Consider the following 17,023-nt stretch of genomic DNA (forward strand, 5'->3'; position numbering starts at 1 on the left):
CCGAGATAAGCAAGTAGTAAATAAGTGAAATCATCCAGAAGCAAAAAAGGGTTTAAATTGGTTCATGGCACAAATTAAATGATTAAATCCTAGCAATAAATGAGAATTTGGAAAAATATCTAACCAGGGATAAATCAGCCAAAATAGTAAAAGAGGTTGGACAATTAAACGAAGATTATTAAGAGTATTCTTCCATCCAGAATTATGATTCCATTGTTGATGATGAGAAAAATCTACACAATTAACATAACTAGTACCTATCACCTCAGTTTCAATTTGAAGAGATTGATTTAAGGCTAAAAAGGCTGGGGAATTTAGACTAATCATTGTGTAAACACAAAAAATAATTTCCCACCATCTCTCTATATGTTGAAAATTTGTCAAGCGATAATCTGTCCAGCCGAGTTCCTGTTTACATTGTCGAAACCCATATTCTACCCAGGTTCTTAATCCATATAAATCGCCTAAAGTTTTTTTGAGATTTCCTTGAAGATTCGTCATGACAAATGAAGTGGAATTATCCGGCATTGTTTCTGGATCAGTAGTTATTTCCCAGTAAGTTATGGCTCTTTTTTTACCATAAATTATTTCTCGGATATATCTGATTTCGGATTTTTTATTACTAAATGTTCTCTCAAATTTGCACCACTTGTTAGCTCTAACGCTCTGATTAGCTGGTAGCCAGACTCCGTGATTACTTCTAATTGCTACAACATAAGCTAATTCATATTCATTGAGCTTTTTGATGAATTTGCTACTTTCACCATATAAACTATCGGCTAATACTAATTCAATATTAAACCCCTCATTTATTAATTCTGTAATAATTTCTGACGCTAACTCTATTTTGGTTTTATATTTATCTCCTGATTTGAGCGTCCCTTTCGGTTTAAATACTTTGAAACTTAATGGAAATGTTACATTTTCATAAACTCCATAAGCATTGACTGATACTATTCCATTATCTATTTTTCCTACACTCCCTAGATATTGTCTTGCAACATAATCTGTCTTTTTACCTTTTTTCCTATCTCCAGTTTCATCTATTACTACGGTTATCGCCTGACTATTTAATGCTTTCTTTAATTTATCTAATCTTCGGCTCTTTAATTTATTTGCTGACCAATCTGAATAGGCTATGAAATGATGTAATGACTGTGCCGAGTTTATACTTACTACTTTGGCTATTTCTGGTAATGATTTTCTTTTTATTGGTGCAATTATCCCTAAATGTAAATATTTGAAGCATTCATAATTTCTTACTTCTTTGAACAGGTCTTTATACTCTGCACAATATTCATCTATGATCGCAACTGTTGGCTGGGCATCTCTTGCCAAATGTTTTAGGATTTGTAATTCTACATCCATTGCCCTGCTTACCTGAAGAGAGTTTTTTCTTTTAATCCTTTTATTCAGAATACTCGGAAAGTGACAGAAGAGGGTTATAGTGGTTATCAGTCTACTTCAGTACAGTAGGAGAGAGCAATTCTACTGATAATTGGTGGTGATGAAAGCCTACTCTCTCGACTTGCGTCAAAAAATAGTTGATGCTTATGCCTGCGGTGACATTTCCCAACGAAAACTGGCTAAAAACTTTGGTGTCACCTTAAGTTTTGTGCAAAATTTACTCAAACGCCATCGAGAATTGGGGATGATAGGCCCCAAGGTGCGGACTGAGCAGACAGCAACAAAGTTGAATGCTGAACAGTTAGAAATCCTGCGCCAACTCGTCATAGCACAGCCCGATGCGACGTTAAGCGAATTGCGGGAACGACTTTACGAGAAAACAGAGGTCTTAATTGGGGTAGCTACGGTGAATCGGATGGTTCGCTGGAAACTTCACCTCAACCTCAAAAAAAAGTCTCCACCTCACAAAAAAGGTAGTGATGAAGTCCAACTAGCCCGATTTGAGTACTGGAAACTCTTGAGGGGGATACCCGTCGAAGAGCTGATTTTCTTAGATGAATCGGGAGTTAATCTGTCCTTCATCCGCAAATGTGCCCGCGCCTTGCCTGGCGCTTCGGGCCTATGCTCAAAAGCCCAACCGCAAAGGGAAAAATGTCTCGGTAATTGGTGCAATTAGCTTGAAAGGACTGCTCACCCAATGGAGTGGCTTAGGTTCTATCGATGCTTTGACTTTTGATGCCTTCATCGCCCAAAAGCTCGTACCCAAACTTTGGCCTGGTGCAGTGGTGATCATGGATAACTGCTCAATCCATAAAAGTGATGAACTTGAAGCTTTGCTCATCGCTGCTGGCGCTCATCTCATTTATCTCCCCCCCTATTCTCCCGATTTTTCACCGATTGAGAATTGTTGGTCCAAGATTAAGAACATTCTCCGTCGCATCGGTGCAAGGACATACCCTGATTTACTCCAGGCATTAGATACGGCATTCGCAGAAGTGACAATAGAGAATTTGCTGGGTTGGTTTACTCACTGCTGCTACTGTACCTCACAAGACTGATAACCGCTATAAGGTGTTGACGTAACAATTGGTGGTAAAGGTAATACCAAATATGTGATGAAGGTAAAATACAAGTACGATTAGGTAAGGAATTATGGTAACACTTCAATTACGACAATTAAGTGTTCCGCCGGGACATAGAGTAATACTCCACGATGTTAGCTGGCAAGAATTTGAGGCGATTTTAGAAGAACTTGGCGACCATCGAGCCGCTCGATTGGCTTACAGCCAGAGAACTTTGGAGATGAGAATGCCATTACCAAAGCATGAAAAAGCCAAAGTCATCATTGGGGATTTGGTGAAAATACTGCTGGAGGAGTTAGAAATTGACTGTGAAACATTTGGCTCAACAACCTTTAAACGTGAAGATATGGCTTTTGGTATAGAGTCTGATGACTCTTTCTACATTCAAAATCATGCTCAAATGATTGGTAAAGAGCGAATAGACTTGACGGTTGATCCGCCACCTGACTTAGCAATTGAAGTTGATGTTACTTCCAAAACTCAACTAGATGCTTACGAAGCATTGCGAGTTCCTGAACTGTGGCGATATGAAGCTGGCAAGCTACAAATTAATATTCTTCAAGATGGCAAATACATTGAGTCTGAAATTAGTTCTACTTTTCCCAACTTGTCCATTGTTGAAGCAATTCCCCAGTTTGTAGAACAGAGCCTAATTTTAGGTAGAAGTCCAACGCTTAGAGCATTTCGTCAATGGGTAAGAAAGCAAATCAACCCAACTTAATCTAATTCTTGCTCTATTGATGCTAAATCTCTTACCCAATGTTCGAGTTGTCCCATTCCCACTTTGCTACTGGCTGAATGATACAGTATGAGCGTTGCTAGAAACTGATGACTATGAGCGGCGAGATTGTCGAAAAACTCAAGGAAGCTAGTACTGGCTTGTTAATAATGAGCGAGTCGGATTACCCTTTCGAGGTTGTTCAATGGGAAGGTGCTGCACCTGCAACCCAGGAGAAAATATTACAGCTAACAGGTTCTCAAAACCTGCCAGTCGAAGTAGTAGAGTTGGACTATTTCTTTCGTAATTGTGCATTTGAGCAAGAGTGGCACAATGAATTACAGAAAAAAGATGTTAAAAGATTTCAAACACTTATGCAGACACTAAAAGATAATCTTAGTGACATCAGCGTTTATCGTGTTGGACAAATAAATATTGACGCTTATATCATCGGACAAACTAAAGATGGTGACTTAGCTGGAGTAGTAACAAAACTGGTTGAAACCTAGTATATAGGTAGAAATTTCTTTAAATAAAAGCCTAGCCATTTGTGCAGCTAGGCTTTCTCATTTCTTAAATCATCTAAACTTATAAATTATCGACTTGTGCTTCTATGACAGACTGAATAGATGTTGAAACTTGTGAGAGAAAGTTGTATCCAGTTAGAGATTCTAATGAGTCAACGCTAACCCGGTAGTTTCTCCAATTCGCTGTTCGTACCCCTTGGGCGTTGGGAATATTGACAGCAATGACTCTCGTGCTGGTTGTCACACCAGCAAGACCTGAACCAGGAGTATTCAATACAACAATAATTTTCCAGGTTCTGTTAGGGACTTGAACCCGCCCATTAGCTATTGTATAGAACGTTCCGTTAGAACCAGTACCACCCATCCCATATCCACCAGATATGATGTACAGTTCTTTACCTTGTCCTACTAAAGTTCTGGCATAATCCTCTAAGTTTGCCCAAATTCCCTGATTGTTATCTGGGGCTTGAGCAATCATATTACTCATCAAAAAGGTAGCAGAATTATTAGTAACACTACTAGTCCTGTCAGCACTAGGTGTCATGTGACCGCGATCAAACCCACTTCCACTAAAATCGGTAGATTGAACTTGATAACACCCAGAAGGAAGTGTTGTATCAGCCCGAAAAGTATCTTGCCTTGGTGTGCTACCTAACCAACTACTATTTAACTGCCAAGACACCCAATTTGGTCTACCTATTGAGCAGTTGTAACCAATTACATATTGTGGTTTTACCAACAAGTAGTTATTTTGGCTAGAAGTTCCAGCATTACTGGGGTTGCCAAGAGTTATGTGAACACTTACTGATGACTGGGCTGGTACAATCTGTGCTAACCCAATTATGAATAAAACCACCGTCACAAATGGCAGTAGAAACTTGAAAATTTTGATTTTTTTCACGTTTTTGTACTTTTGATTACCAAAACAGTGTCCAAGTTCTTGGTTTCAATATCAAGTATTCAGTGATACAAAAAAATTTTTTTAATGGTAAATATGTAGTGACACAATAGGCTAAAATCTTTATTCGATAAGAGTTTACAATCAAAAAACCCACTTTTGTGATGAGTGATGGCTTAAAATTTTGCATCTCTTAATTAGCAATGCCAATCTTTTTTCTTAAATAAAATTTGATTCACACGATAAATTAGGGCGATGCCTGCGGTGGAAAGCTACGCACTGGATCGCCTCAATATCTAATTTTATGGTTGCAACGGTGGCTATTTAATTTCCTGAAAATTCTCAATTGTGAGATATATTTCTTCATCAGCTATCTGACTGTTGTAATCTATCTCAATTTTGGTTGGATAGCCGAGTTTAGGGCTGTAACTCACATTTAGGCTGTAAGCTTGACGATTAATAGCATCTTGAATCACATTAAACAGCTTAGGAATTGTTTTGTAGTTTTGAAAAAATTCTGGATTAACTGCTTGACCTGTAGCTACAGAAGTGATGGAAGTTGTTTGACCATTACGGACTTCAATAACTACTGGCCCTCTAGCGTCGGATATACAAAAGCATCCATTACTAAATGTATAGCGATAGTTGGAAATATTTTGCTGATTCCACAAATAGCGATTAAATTTTAATCGCCTTAAATCCAAGTTATTATTTTTTGTTGGCGATTGTGCTATCTCTATGGGAGATTTTGACATTACTGGTAGGTTAAGGCTGAAAGATAGCAATAATCCGGCACTGATAATTATAGGTAAACGCATATCAATTCACTTAATTTCAAAAGTGCTATATACATTAATTCATGTACTTGTTTAAATACACTTTATCTTTTGATTAAAATCCATCAGTGGTTAGCCAAGATCAAATAACAACAAAACAAGTTTATTCTTCCCACAGCGATCGCTTACAATCGCATTTATCGCTTGTAAATTAGTTTTACGGAAATCGGTGCGATCGCAGATGTGCGAAAATCTTTTCTCTATGCTGTAAAATCTTTACTGTAAAAAACAGATTTTTTGTCTCAAGCATGAATGAATCACAAAGTTGGTATATTGTCAAACATTCTACTGGTAATTGCGAAATCGTCCCCAGCGACAAAGTTGGCGACGATAATTTAGAGATTATAGAGCAGTGGGGGCCTTTTAGTTCGGAAGGAGAAGCGATCGCTCGGCGTGTCGGACTTATTAGAGCTGGAAAGTGCCAACCAGTTTAAGTTAGGAGTTAGAAATGATAGTTTTTATTCATAAATCTTTACTACTTACTCCTAACTTAATTCTTAACTCTTCATTTTTCTGCTGTGGCTGTGCCCTTAGCAGCAATTTTTTTACCTATCACTTCCACTGCTTTAGCGAATTGTGGATCTTGTAGGGTAGCGAGTTTATCGCGTTCATGGAGCCATAATTCCTGCATCTGCTCTTTGGTTAATTCTACCTTCACATCTGGATTAATACCTTTGTGATTAATATCTGTACCATTAGGGGTATAGTAATGAGCAATTGTTACCGCCAATCCTGAGCCATCTTCTAAGGGGCGTACCGATTGCACTAGTCCCTTACCAAAGGTTTGAGTACCAACCAAAGTAGCACGGTTGTTGTCCTTCAAAGCCCCTGAAAGGATTTCACTGGCACTAGCTGAACCTTTATCTACCAGCACTACCAAAGGTTTATCCGTCAAGGCGCGTCCGTTTGCCTCTTCTTTTTCTGCCTCTCCTTGGCGTTCAACGGTGGAGACAATCTTACCTTTATTTATCCACATCCTGGCAATGTCTACACTGGAGAATAGTAAGCCACCTGGATTGCCACGTAAATCGAGGATGTATCCAGCTACCTTCTTGCTTTCTAAATCCTTGATAGCTGTTTGCATTTCTTTACCAGCATTAGCGCTGAACTGGTTCAGGCGAATGTAGCCAAGATTACCTGCTGGAGTTTGCTTTTGAGAATATTTAACTGGATGAATTTCAATTCGCGCCCGTTTGATGTCAAATTGTTTTGTCTGACCGTCGCGCTGAATCGTTAGGCTAACTTGCGTTCCTGCTTCACCTCGAATCAGGGATACTGCTTGATTAGTATCCATCCCATTGGTGCTTTTGTTGTCGATTTTGAGGATGACATCTTTTGCCAAAACACCAGCTTTAAATGCTGGTGTATCTTCGATTGGCGCAATTACAACCAGTTGCTTAGTTTTTTCATCTTGACTGATAGTGATCCCAATCCCGATCAATTCTCCAGAGGTATCCACTTGCATATTCTTGAATTCCTCTGGGTTCATAAACCGGGTGTATGGATCATCCAGCTTTTTGAGCATTTCCCGAATGGACTTATACGCTTCTTGGGGATTACTGTAGGACTTGCTTAAGTACTCCTTACGAACAGCCTGCCAATCTACCTGATTGAAAGTACCATCTACATATTGGCGCTGAACAATTTGCCAAACTTCATCTACTAATTCTTTGGGACTTGCTTTAAATAAAGCCTGACCTCGCGAGTGAATGCCAAGGCTAGTAACTGCGATCGTGGAGAGTGTCACCGCCGTAGCACCCAAAACAAGCCTACTTTTTGTAATCACCATAATGACAGCTGCGTCAGAGGGAAAATATATAGTCAGTATGCTCAATCTAACACAGGCTTCTACTGTACAGACCGAGTATGTATTCTTAATTTAAACAAAATACTTGACAATCCGGCGACCTTGGTCGGTATCAATACAAAAGTTTTAAGATTGGGAATTGGGGATTGGGGATTGGGAATTGGGAATTGGGAATTGGGCATGAAGAAGAGACAAAGGAAACAAGGTAGAGTGTGGAAACGGAGAGACTTGTTTAATAATTCCCCCTTATCTCCCTGCTCCCTGCCCCCTTGCCCCTCTCTGCTCCCCTTAAGGTTCTACCCAGCGTTCATCTACCTTAATGAGGTTAATTAATTCCTCTACACCTTTGTCTTCTGGGACTTTTTTAATTTCTTCTCGACCACGATATAAGGAAATGTAACCAGGCGTTTTGCCAACATAACCATAGTCGGCATCTGCCATTTCGCCGGGCCCATTGACAATGCAACCCATAACTGCTATGTCTAACCCAGTCAGGTGTTTAGTGGCTTCCCGGACTTTGTGTAACACTTCTTCTAGATTAAACAAAGTACGCCCACAAGAAGGACAAGCGACGTATTCCACCATCGTTTTTCGCAATCCCAAAGCTTGGAGAATGCTGTAACAGACGGGAATCTCTTTTTCTGGTGCTTCTGTGAGTGAGACGCGAATTGTATCGCCTATGCCATCAGCAAGTAAGGTAGCAATACCAGCCGTAGATTTAATTCGCCCATATTCGCCATCACCAGCTTCGGTAACGCCTAAATGTAGCGGATAATCCATACCCAGCTCATCCATACGCTTGGCGATCAGGCGATAGGCGGCTAGCATCACAGGTACTCGTGAAGCTTTCATGGAAATTACCAAATTACGGAAATCCAAGGATTCACAGATGCGAATGAATTCTATGGCAGATTCCACCATTCCTTCTGGGGTGTCACCGTAGGTAAATAGCATCCTCTCGGCGAGGGAACCGTGATTTACCCCAATTCGCATTGATTTACCTTGATCTCGCAAAGAAACTACTAGAGGTTCTAGAGTTTCGCGGATTTTATCGCCAATTTCGTCAAATTCGGATTGAGTATACTCGGTTCGATTGACGTTGGGCTTTTCAAAGACATACAACCCCGGATTAATCCGCACTTTTTCTATGTGCTTGGAGACTTCCAGGGCGATTTTTAGCCCATTATGATGGACATCAGCCACAACTGGCACGTCTTGGTAAGTTTTTATTAATTTTTGTTTAATTTCTGCTAAAGCTTTAGCATGAGCCATACTCGGCACTGTAACACGGACAATTTCGCAGCCGATTTCGTGCAGACGACGAATACCAGCTACGGAACCATCAATATCAAGGGTGTCTTCGTTAATCATTGACTGCACTACAACGGGGTAGCCACCGCCAATGGTGACATTTCCTACCTTTACGGGACGGGTTTTACGCCGCTTGATAGTTGTATCAAAGATAGGTTGACTTGATGCAGTATTTGAAGTATCTACTATGGGCAGAGTTTGCATAACCTGATCGGGTAAATTTGCAGTAGCTAAAAATATCAGATTTGATAAATCTCTGTTTCCCAGATTGCCACAGCTAGTGGCTCTTTTGGACGATTATGTAGAAAAAAGTGGAGAATGAGCTACGTAAAGAATTAAAAACTCTTTTAACTAAGTAGCGTTAGTGAGATTTTGGCTAGCTGCGATAAATTGGTAGTCGCGATCGCTTAAAATTTTTCTCTGGGTCATTTACGGCTTACCGAAGCGATCGCGATCGTGCAGTTCGTCAAAATCGATGATTGGCCCCTTGGGTACAATTCGATTTGGATTAATCTCGGTCATACTCATGTAATAGCCGCGTTTAGTATAGTCTAGATTGCACGTTGCTTTGAATGGCTGACGCTGATACAGATCCTTTAGATAATTCCAGAGGTTCGGATAGTCGAGAATTCGCCGCAAGTTGCACTTAAAGTGACCGTGATACACTGAGTCGAAGCGATACAGCGTCACAAACATACAAATATCGGCTTCAGTAAGTTGAACGCCACATAAATAGTGCTGCTTGCTCAGAATGGTTTCCCAATGATCTAAACTCTCAAAGAGTTCAGTTACCGCCTTTTCGTAGGCTGCTTGTGAAGTCGCAAAACCAGAGCGATATACACCAGCATTGATTGACATATAAATTGCATCGATCGTTTCATCAATCTTCTGTTGTAGGTCGCGTGGGTATAAGTCTACTTTCTGTGTCGCTAATTCCTCAAACTCTACGTCAAACATCCGCATAATTTCACGAGATTCATTGTTGACGATAGTTTGAGTTTGTCGATCCCACAACACTGGAACAGTGACTCGCCCTGTATATTTAGGAGCAGCTTTCAGATAAATCTCTGACAAATATTGAGCATGACTCACCGAGTCAGGTATAACCTCTAGCGGTGCAGAAAAGCTCCAGCCCAAATCGCTTAGAATCAGATCGGCAATAGAGACTGAGATGGCATCATTTAACCCTTTGAGTTCTCGCATAATTAAGGTGCGATGCGCCCACGGACACGCTAAGGAAACGTAGAGGTGATAGCGTCCGGTTTCTGCCTTAAAACTACTAGAACCATCGGCGGTAACGCGATCGCGAAAGGTTGTTGGCATCTCATGGAACTCACCGCTTTGATTCTGCTCATTCTCATCGGTTATCCATTTACCTCCGACCATCATTCTTGATGCCATAATTCTCTCCTAAGCGTGATGGTGTAATTCTGCCTTTGCTAGTTTAGTTAACTCAATAAAAGCGCTATCCAAATAGTAATGCAAGTCATTTTGCTAAATGATAGCGATTTTTTACAGATGCAGCAGTTTACAAATAAGTGAGGTAGAAAATGCAGAACTCACGCATCAGAAAGAGTTTATGCTCCCTGCACCCTGCCCAAATAATAATTACTACCTGAGATAAAACTGGCGTTAGCTATTTGGGAAGACTAAAGATGAAAGCCTTCAAGATTTAGTAGCAGCATGGTTAGTATTCTTGGATACCACGTAACTGAAGAAATCTCCAATGGTTCGAGAACCCTAGTTTATCGAGAGTATCGAGAAACTGACTTTTCCCTCAAAGATGATTTTGGTTTTGAACCGAGACGATATGTCGGATATTTACAAGAGTTTTTAGCGATCGCTCGAAAAATTATAGTGGTTCGATCCAATGCAACTCTTCTCCAGGGCAAAGTACGGAATTTGAGATATTAATTCCAGTTCAACAGTAAGCAGGAGAAACAATTCATGCATAACACAGAATTCGAGCAAGAAATACTTTTTCTTCGTCAGCAAAACGCTCAGTTAGAGCAACAACTGGCAAAATCCACTACAGAATTAAGTGCAGAAATCGCCCAATTAGAACAGAAACTTAGAGAATCAAAACAACTATTAGAAAGTAATTGTCAAGCAGAACTAACCTTCAAGGCTTCTCAAGCAGAATTACTAGCATTATTTAACGCCATACCAGATGTGATTCTCATGCTTAATGCCGAAGGACGTTACCTCAAAATTGCTCCTAGCGGTGCGCCTTTACTATACCAACCGCCTGCGGAACTAATAGGTAAAACCATGCACGAGGTTTTACCTTCTGCTTTTGCAGACTCTTTTCTCAACTGCATTCAACAGGCACTAGAAACCAAGAAAACTTTCAAAATCGAATATAGCTTGCCCATTGGCGATCAAGAAGTTTGGTTTGAGGCGAGTATTGCGCCAATGAACGAGGACACTGTTGTTTGTGTAGCTAGGGATATTAGTAATGTCTACAACGAGCTTCGCTTACGCAAAGCAGCTGAGGCAACCTTAAGTCAACAAGAAGCTCAGTATCGCAGCATTTTTGAGACTGTGAATGATGGCATCAGTGTTGTTGATTTAGATACTGGTAAGATTGTCACTGCCAATCCCGCTTTTTGTCAGATGCATGGCTATTCTCTAGCAGAATTTTTCCACTTAAGTCCTACAGATTTTGTTCATCCCGATTCTTTGCAGCAATTCGGGGAATTCATCAACACAATCAAGATGGGAGGTGAATTTCACACTCAGGCTGTAGATATTCGCAAAGATGGCACTTATTTTGATATAGAAGTTATTGGCAAACTCTTTAACTACAATGGCAAACCCCATGCACTTTCGGTAGTGCGAGATATTAGCGATCGCAAACTTGCTGAACAAGAGCAAAGAAGACTGCTAACTATTTTAGAAGCCACAACTGATATTGTCGGTATGGCTGATGCAGATGGAAATAGTTGCTACCTAAACAAAGCAGGGCAGAAGATTTTACAAATTCCAGCCTCAGAAACTAACAAATTTCATATTAGCGAGGTTACAGGACTATCAATATTAGAAAAATTCCAGAATGAAATAATACCTACCGTAGCTCGAGAAGGGATTTGGTCTGGAGAATCTATATTTCGCTGTCGCAATGGCGAAGAGTTTCCAGTTTCCCAAGTGATCATTGCCCACAAAAATGAACAAGGTGAAATAGAATTCTTCTCAACCATTGCCCGTGATATCCGCGATCGCCAACAAATCGAAGCCCAGCTTAGACAACACGCAGAAGATTTAGCCCAAACTCTTCAAGAACTCCAACGTACCCAAGCACAAATGATTCAGGCTGAAAAAATGTCTAGTCTGGGTCAACTTGTGGCCGGAGTCGCCCATGAAATCAATAACCCTGTCAATTTTATCCACGGTAATCTCAGCCATCTTGAAGAACATACCCAAGATTTATTACGGTTAATTAACTCATATCAAATCATTAACCCACCTGAATTTCAGAATGGTAATTGCTACTCTGGTGAAGCAAGCTACGCGTTAGCAGAGCAACTCAACCCACTGCTAACTTTATGCCAAGAAATTGACCTGGAATACATTCAGAAAGATTTACCAAAAATATTGAATTCAATGAAAGTGGGAACTCAACGCATCCGTCAGATTGTCCTGTCACTGCGTACTTTCTCGCGCATGGATGAAGCCGAGTTTAAAGCTGTAGATATTCACGAAGGCATAGACAGTACCTTAATGATTTTGCAACATCGCCTTAAGGAAAAACCAGAATTTCCCGAAATTAATGTAATCAAAAACTATGGCAGCTTACCTTTAGTAGAATGCTACGCTGGACAACTGAATCAGGTGTTTATGAATATTTTTGCAAATGCTATTGATGCCTTAGAACAAAAAACAGACAATGAAGTTTCTCTACCCCAAATTACCATTCATAGCACGTTAATAGATTCTCATTGGGTCAAAATTGCGATTGCCGACAATGGTTTAGGGATGCCAGAAGGAGTTGAAAAGCAGGTTTTTAATCCATTTTTTACCACCAAGCCTGTGGGTAAGGGAACAGGTATGGGAATGTCTATTAGTTATCAAATTATTACCGAAAAACATGGTGGCAAATTGGAGTGTTACTCCAAACCAGGTCAAGGAACAGAGTTTGTAATTAAAATTCCAATTCGGCATTAGATATTTCAGATGAGCTACGCTAGCAATATCTAATCATAAAACTTCAGCAAATTTTTAGTGCAGCGCAAGCGGGATAGGAAGGCAATAGGTAAGAAGCCTCTTTGAGCTATACGGAATTTTTTCAACAATCAGATATGAGTTTTATATTAATAAATTTAGTTTTTAATTTGGAGTGAATTAATGAAAATGCGATCGCTATTGCTGAATAATCTATTTGAGCAATCAGAAAAAAGCAAAGTTGATCAACAATTTAACTCTGCTGGATGTACTACTTCAAAACCAATACAGTAGTCAAATATATCTATTTTTTAATTCAATATGGTTCAGTTAAGGCTAAAAACCTTTGTGAAAGTAAATTTTTTAACTAACCACAGAGGCGCAGAGAACACAGAGAGAAGGAAGAAATGCTTAACTCACTTAACTTTTTTCCGTCTAATTGCCAAAACGAGAGCTAGATGGCAACTTGGGGGGATGCTTGAACTTTGGAAAAAAGCGATCGCACTGACGACGGTATTCAAGCGGATGCGAACAGCGTCTCGTAGGGAAGATAGGAAAAATCGAAGCTGCTATAAAATGAAAACTCAGCCTAATAGTACCCTTGAGGGTACTATTAAATACGTTTTTTGGTTGATATCGTAGCTTTTGAGTACAGCGATGGAGACAATATTTGCTCTAGCTGGCATTAAAAATTACAGGTTCAACAAAAAATGATTATGAATTCACTCAAAAAGTCCATGCGCTTAACCAAGATTTTAGCATTTGCTCTATCATTTCTGATTTTCTGTTTCTCTACAGAGGCGATCGCAGCACCAAGCACCCTTGCTACCTTAATTATCACGGAAAAAGCGCCAATTACTGGAGGCAAGTTCAGTATCGACACAACAACAACTCCTTTGCCAGCGACAACAGTTATTCGCTCTGCTAAACTTTTTTTACCGGCTGGTGAAACTGGAACAATCAATAAGATTCAAATTACTGGCCCAAATGGACTTGAATTTGGTTGTCAAGATATTAAGGTAAAGAATGGTGTTGATTTAATTAAAGCCTGTGGTGGCCCTGCGGTTTTAGAAGCTGGAGGAGCAATTACTTATGTAGCTGAAGGAAGTGGTTTTGCACCAAAGCTTAACACCAAATTAAAAGTGGTTTTATCGGATGAGTTTTAAACACTAATTTTAACCTGAATTACAACCAAAAATTGTTAAATGAACTATTGGGGTAAAGGTTTTTCTTTACCCCTTTTCTCTTTGCTTTTTCCCCAAAACTCGACAAGTATTGATTGCCTATTGCCTTATCCCAACGACAATTATTTACGCCCACTTACTTAGGTTCATACAATTTGTGGCAGCAATCAATCAGCATAGCAATGATTGTATTGTCTTAAGAATAAAAGGTGTTATGACTGCCGGACTACAAGTCGAGCAAATAATCCTTCTTCTGCAATCAATTTTGAGAAATTACCCATCTGCACTACATTACCTGCATCGAGAACATAAATGCGGTCTGCATGACGAATTGTGCTGAGGCGATGGGCAATCACCACTCTGGTAGCATTTAATTTGGCTAAACTTTCAGTCACAATTGCCTGGGTGCGATTATCCAGAGCGCTGGTTGCCTCATCCATTAAAATAATTTTGGGCTTTGCAACTAGCGATCGCGCAATCAATAATCTTTGCCGTTGTCCCCCAGAAAGATTGGTACCACCCTCGGCGATTATAGTATGCATTCCCATTGGCATTTGTTTGATATCGTCAGCCAAGCCTGCCATCTGTGCGGCTTCCCAAGCTTCTTCTAGAGAAACCAAGGCTCCGGCGGTGATATTATCAAAAACTGAGCCAGTCCCGAATTTGCCATTTTGCAATACTACTCCCAACTGTCTGCGTACAGCCTGAAGTTCCAAATCTGCTAAGTTTTGGCCATCATAGTAGACACTGCCTGTCAATGGAGTCTCAAATCCCAGCAACAACCGAAATATCGTTGATTTACCACTTCCAGAAGGGCCAATAATCGCTACAAATTCTCCTGGTTCAGCATGGACACTGACATTATTGAGAATTAAGTTGCCATTTTCCGAGTAGCGAAAACTCACACTTTCTAGGGCAATACGACCACTTAATTGACCAGGGTTAACTTTGGTTGAGTTATCTTCAGGCTGCGATCGCCAAATCGGTTTTGCTCGTTCCCATATTGGTACAATCCCCCAAATCTCAGATACAGTATTGCTCAGGTCAATTATCCCTTTGATGAAAATTGTCAAGGCATAGTTAAAAGCAACAAATATCCCAAGTGTGAGGCGTGGCTGCATCAACAGCATCGCCAATCCGAAAAGCAATATAGAACTGACTAAAGGTAGTGCTTCATTGAATACAGACATACCATCTTTAATCTGTTGCCAATTCGCCTTTAGCCGGATTTGCTGGCTATACTTTTTTGCCCAAGCAGCAAATGCTCGTTCTTCTGCCATTGCTACCCGCAGTTTGGCAACACCGTTGATTAGTTGGACAGTGAGTCCCTGAATCGCGCCATTGAGTTCTTGCTGTTTGCGGGATTTCTTCACCAAGAGGAAACTTGCAACTGTCGTAACCACAGCAGCAAAGATTGCTAAACCCACTCCCACCAGTGCTAATTGCCAGCTGTAAATAAACATCAACACTAAATTGAGTAAGGCAAAAACCCCACTCAACAAAGTTTTTTGGGTAGCACCGCTCAGTTTTTGATGAATTTCCCTCACCGCCATGACACGGTTAACTAAGTCTCCGGCAGTATACTGACGAAAAAACCTCGGACTTAATCTCAGCAGGCGATCCCAAATAGCTGGTTGCAATACGCTATCAGTGGCGCTTTCAACTCGTAGGGTAATAATACTTTGGGCAACTTGAAAAGCTAGCTGCCCAAAGGCAACTGCAAACATTACTAATCCTATCTGCCATAGTAAAGCGCGATCGCTATCTGGAATAGCATTATTGATTAAAATTGCTGTTGCTTGTGGTGCAACCATTCCCAATATCGTCCCCAGTAGCCCCACTACTAAAATACTAGCGATGTCTTTTTCATAACCTTTCACCCCAAACCGAATTAAATCAATGGCTTTGAGTGCAACTTGGGGCAATGGTCGATACAGAACGTAGGCAGATGTTGTCAGTGTTTTTGCCACTGCCTCATTTACGGGGATGCGAGTTCGCGTAACTGGGTCAAAGATGACATAATCCCGCTTTTGTGTTGGTAATAAGGCTACTGGGCGCTTTTCTAATTGTGTATAAGCTAGCATCGGCCCTTGATCTTTTCGCCACCAACCATTCGCCAAAGTCACACGCCGGATACGAATGTGCGATGATTGAGCGATCGCTGCCACAGGGTCTTTAATTGAACTAAAATTATCTGCTGCTGGACGAATCTCAATTCCCAATGTCCGTCCAATTGCTCCCATTGCTACCAAGAGAGGCGGCCCCTCTTGAGATACAGCTTCTTGCTGTGGTTGCAATACTGTTGCTAATTCAGAGAGTGCGCCCTTGATTACTTGCTGATTAAGTTGCTCTCTTTGCTGAAACTGCCGAAATTCTGCTTCTGCTTGCTTGTTTGCTAGCAAACTCAAGTAGCGAAAGAAATAAGTATGTAAACATACTAAACTACTGCGTATTTCTTCGTGACTTGGTAAATCTGCGATTGTTAATACTTGTCCAATAACTGCATTTTCTGCCTCCAACCACATCGCACTCGTGAGGGGAAAAACTGGCGAGGCGGGATTCAACGTTAGTTCCTCAACTCCCATCCAGCTAACATTACCTTGCTGCAACTTCACCCACACAAGTGTTTGTTGCCACAGATGTAGTGCCTCACCAGTGGATAATGAAAAATCCTGTCCCGATGTCTGCACAAGGTTTAATGGCGTTGTCAAAACTGTTTGCTGGGCGCTAAAAGACTGACTTAAATGATTTACCCAACCTTCTAAAAGTTTTATGGCTTGAGAGTCAGCCTCTATAATTCCCTGAACCAAATCAACCATTGACATCTGGCATAATTGGGTAGGTTCAATTGCGATCGCTACAAAACTCCACTTGCCCTCTTCCGGTAAAAACGCTGCACTAAATAATGCTTCTCCAGCGTTGACATGAAACAGATAGCGGCGCTGCTGTCTTAGTAAACTGTTTTTAACTCCAGTAGCAAACACAGCTAATGTCCCAGACTGCACTATCCAGAATATTTCTGAGTTATTTAACAATACTGGTTCGTTTGCCTGAAAAGAGTACAGATTCACCTGCTGGCTACTCATTGCTCA

At 40.6% G+C, this 17,023-nt stretch carries 15 protein-coding genes; 8 read left to right on the forward strand and 7 right to left on the reverse strand.

The features are described 5' to 3' along the window. Positions 1–30: 30 nt before the first annotated feature. Entirely contained in the window at positions 31–1,368 is a 1,338-nt protein-coding gene (locus FBB35_RS01430) for an IS701 family transposase (RefSeq protein WP_174708167.1), read from the reverse strand. A gap of 139 nt (positions 1,369–1,507) precedes the next feature. On the opposite strand from FBB35_RS01430, the gene FBB35_RS34125 reads away from it, so the two are divergent. From FBB35_RS34125 to FBB35_RS01445, 4 genes are all read left to right on the forward strand, one after another. Further along, positions 1,508–2,083 carry a transposase gene (locus FBB35_RS34125; RefSeq protein ID WP_254625782.1) on the forward strand — a complete coding sequence of 192 codons (576 nt, stop codon included), beginning with the start codon at positions 1,508–1,510 and terminating at the stop codon, positions 2,081–2,083. Between the two features lies 1 nt (position 2,084). Continuing rightward, positions 2,085–2,465, forward strand: coding sequence for a transposase (locus tag FBB35_RS34130; protein WP_254625731.1), 381 nt, complete (start codon positions 2,085–2,087; stop codon positions 2,463–2,465). A gap of 94 nt (positions 2,466–2,559) precedes the next feature. Continuing rightward, entirely contained in the window at positions 2,560–3,210 is a 651-nt protein-coding gene (locus FBB35_RS01440; RefSeq protein WP_174708168.1) for a Uma2 family endonuclease, read from the forward strand. 113 nt (positions 3,211–3,323) lie between these two features. Next, a complete protein-coding gene (locus tag FBB35_RS01445) occupies positions 3,324–3,716 on the forward strand; it encodes a nuclease A inhibitor family protein (protein WP_174713491.1) in 393 nt (130 codons plus the stop codon). 79 nt (positions 3,717–3,795) lie between these two features. On the opposite strand, the gene FBB35_RS01450 is transcribed toward FBB35_RS01445, so the two are convergent. Then, positions 3,796–4,635: a DNA/RNA non-specific endonuclease gene (locus tag FBB35_RS01450; protein WP_174708169.1), complete on the reverse strand. Its 840-nt coding sequence runs from the start codon at positions 4,633–4,635 to the stop codon at positions 3,796–3,798. A 317-nt stretch (positions 4,636–4,952) separates the two neighbouring features. Beyond that, positions 4,953–5,450: a DUF6174 domain-containing protein gene (locus FBB35_RS01455; protein ID WP_174708170.1), complete on the reverse strand. Its 498-nt coding sequence runs from the start codon at positions 5,448–5,450 to the stop codon at positions 4,953–4,955. Positions 5,451–5,716: 266 nt separating this feature from the next. On the opposite strand from FBB35_RS01455, the gene FBB35_RS01460 reads away from it, so the two are divergent. Then, positions 5,717–5,902, forward strand: a complete 186-nt coding sequence (locus tag FBB35_RS01460) for a transposase (protein ID WP_174708171.1) — start codon at positions 5,717–5,719, stop codon at positions 5,900–5,902. Positions 5,903–5,973: 71 nt separating this feature from the next. Here FBB35_RS01460 and ctpC read toward each other — a convergent pair whose 3' ends face one another. The 3 genes from ctpC to FBB35_RS01475 all read right to left on the reverse strand — a co-directional run bounded on the left by ctpC (position 5,974) and on the right by FBB35_RS01475 (position 9,987). Beyond that, positions 5,974–7,257 (reverse strand): carboxyl-terminal processing protease CtpC, encoded by a 1,284-nt coding sequence (gene ctpC, locus FBB35_RS01465; protein WP_174708172.1) that lies wholly within the window; start codon positions 7,255–7,257, stop codon positions 5,974–5,976. Between the two features lie 306 nt (positions 7,258–7,563). Then, entirely contained in the window at positions 7,564–8,790 is a 1,227-nt protein-coding gene (ispG, locus tag FBB35_RS01470) for a (E)-4-hydroxy-3-methylbut-2-enyl-diphosphate synthase (protein WP_174708173.1), read from the reverse strand. Between the two features lie 225 nt (positions 8,791–9,015). After that, entirely contained in the window at positions 9,016–9,987 is a 972-nt protein-coding gene (locus tag FBB35_RS01475; protein ID WP_174708174.1) for a glutathione S-transferase family protein, read from the reverse strand. A gap of 282 nt (positions 9,988–10,269) precedes the next feature. Between FBB35_RS01475 and FBB35_RS01480 the strand changes: the two genes are divergently transcribed. From FBB35_RS01480 to FBB35_RS01490, 3 genes are all read left to right on the forward strand, one after another. Further along, positions 10,270–10,500 carry a hypothetical protein gene (locus FBB35_RS01480; protein ID WP_174708175.1) on the forward strand — a complete coding sequence of 77 codons (231 nt, stop codon included), beginning with the start codon at positions 10,270–10,272 and terminating at the stop codon, positions 10,498–10,500. Positions 10,501–10,533: 33 nt separating this feature from the next. Then, a complete protein-coding gene (locus FBB35_RS01485) occupies positions 10,534–12,750 on the forward strand; it encodes a PAS domain S-box protein (RefSeq protein WP_174708176.1) in 2,217 nt (738 codons plus the stop codon). A 707-nt stretch (positions 12,751–13,457) separates the two neighbouring features. After that, on the forward strand, positions 13,458–13,913 hold the full coding sequence (locus FBB35_RS01490) for a hypothetical protein (protein ID WP_174708177.1): 456 nt from the start codon (positions 13,458–13,460) through the stop codon (positions 13,911–13,913). A gap of 230 nt (positions 13,914–14,143) precedes the next feature. On the opposite strand, the gene FBB35_RS01495 is transcribed toward FBB35_RS01490, so the two are convergent. Beyond that, the gene (locus tag FBB35_RS01495; protein WP_174708178.1) at positions 14,144–17,017 is read right to left on the reverse strand and encodes an NHLP bacteriocin export ABC transporter permease/ATPase subunit; all 2,874 of its coding nucleotides are present in this window, start codon (positions 17,015–17,017) and stop codon (positions 14,144–14,146) included. Positions 17,018–17,023: the final 6 nt, after the last annotated feature.

Source organism: Nostoc sp. TCL240-02, from assembly GCF_013343235.1.
GTDB lineage: Bacteria > Cyanobacteriota > Cyanobacteriia > Cyanobacteriales > Nostocaceae > Nostoc.

Bases quoted from the DNA above. Each gene is read 5' to 3' on its own strand.
- ispG (WP_174708173.1), bottom strand. From the start codon at position 8,790: ATGCAAACTCTGCCCATAGTAGATACTTCAAATACTGCATCAAGTCAA.
- FBB35_RS01440 (WP_174708168.1), top strand. From the start codon at position 2,560: ATGGTAACACTTCAATTACGACAATTAAGTGTTCCGCCGGGACATAGA.
- FBB35_RS34125 (WP_254625782.1), top strand. From the start codon at position 1,508: ATGAAAGCCTACTCTCTCGACTTGCGTCAAAAAATAGTTGATGCTTAT.
- FBB35_RS01475 (WP_174708174.1), bottom strand. From the start codon at position 9,987: ATGGCATCAAGAATGATGGTCGGAGGTAAATGGATAACCGATGAGAAT.
- FBB35_RS01490 (WP_174708177.1), top strand. From the start codon at position 13,458: ATGATTATGAATTCACTCAAAAAGTCCATGCGCTTAACCAAGATTTTA.
- FBB35_RS01460 (WP_174708171.1), top strand. From the start codon at position 5,717: ATGAATGAATCACAAAGTTGGTATATTGTCAAACATTCTACTGGTAAT.
- FBB35_RS01455 (WP_174708170.1), bottom strand. From the start codon at position 5,450: ATGCGTTTACCTATAATTATCAGTGCCGGATTATTGCTATCTTTCAGC.
- ctpC (WP_174708172.1), bottom strand. From the start codon at position 7,257: ATGGTGATTACAAAAAGTAGGCTTGTTTTGGGTGCTACGGCGGTGACA.
- FBB35_RS01485 (WP_174708176.1), top strand. From the start codon at position 10,534: ATGCATAACACAGAATTCGAGCAAGAAATACTTTTTCTTCGTCAGCAA.
- FBB35_RS01480 (WP_174708175.1), top strand. From the start codon at position 10,270: ATGGTTAGTATTCTTGGATACCACGTAACTGAAGAAATCTCCAATGGT.
- FBB35_RS01495 (WP_174708178.1), bottom strand. From the start codon at position 17,017: ATGAGTAGCCAGCAGGTGAATCTGTACTCTTTTCAGGCAAACGAACCA.
- FBB35_RS01445 (WP_174713491.1), top strand. From the start codon at position 3,324: ATGAGCGGCGAGATTGTCGAAAAACTCAAGGAAGCTAGTACTGGCTTG.
- FBB35_RS01430 (WP_174708167.1), bottom strand. From the start codon at position 1,368: ATGGATGTAGAATTACAAATCCTAAAACATTTGGCAAGAGATGCCCAG.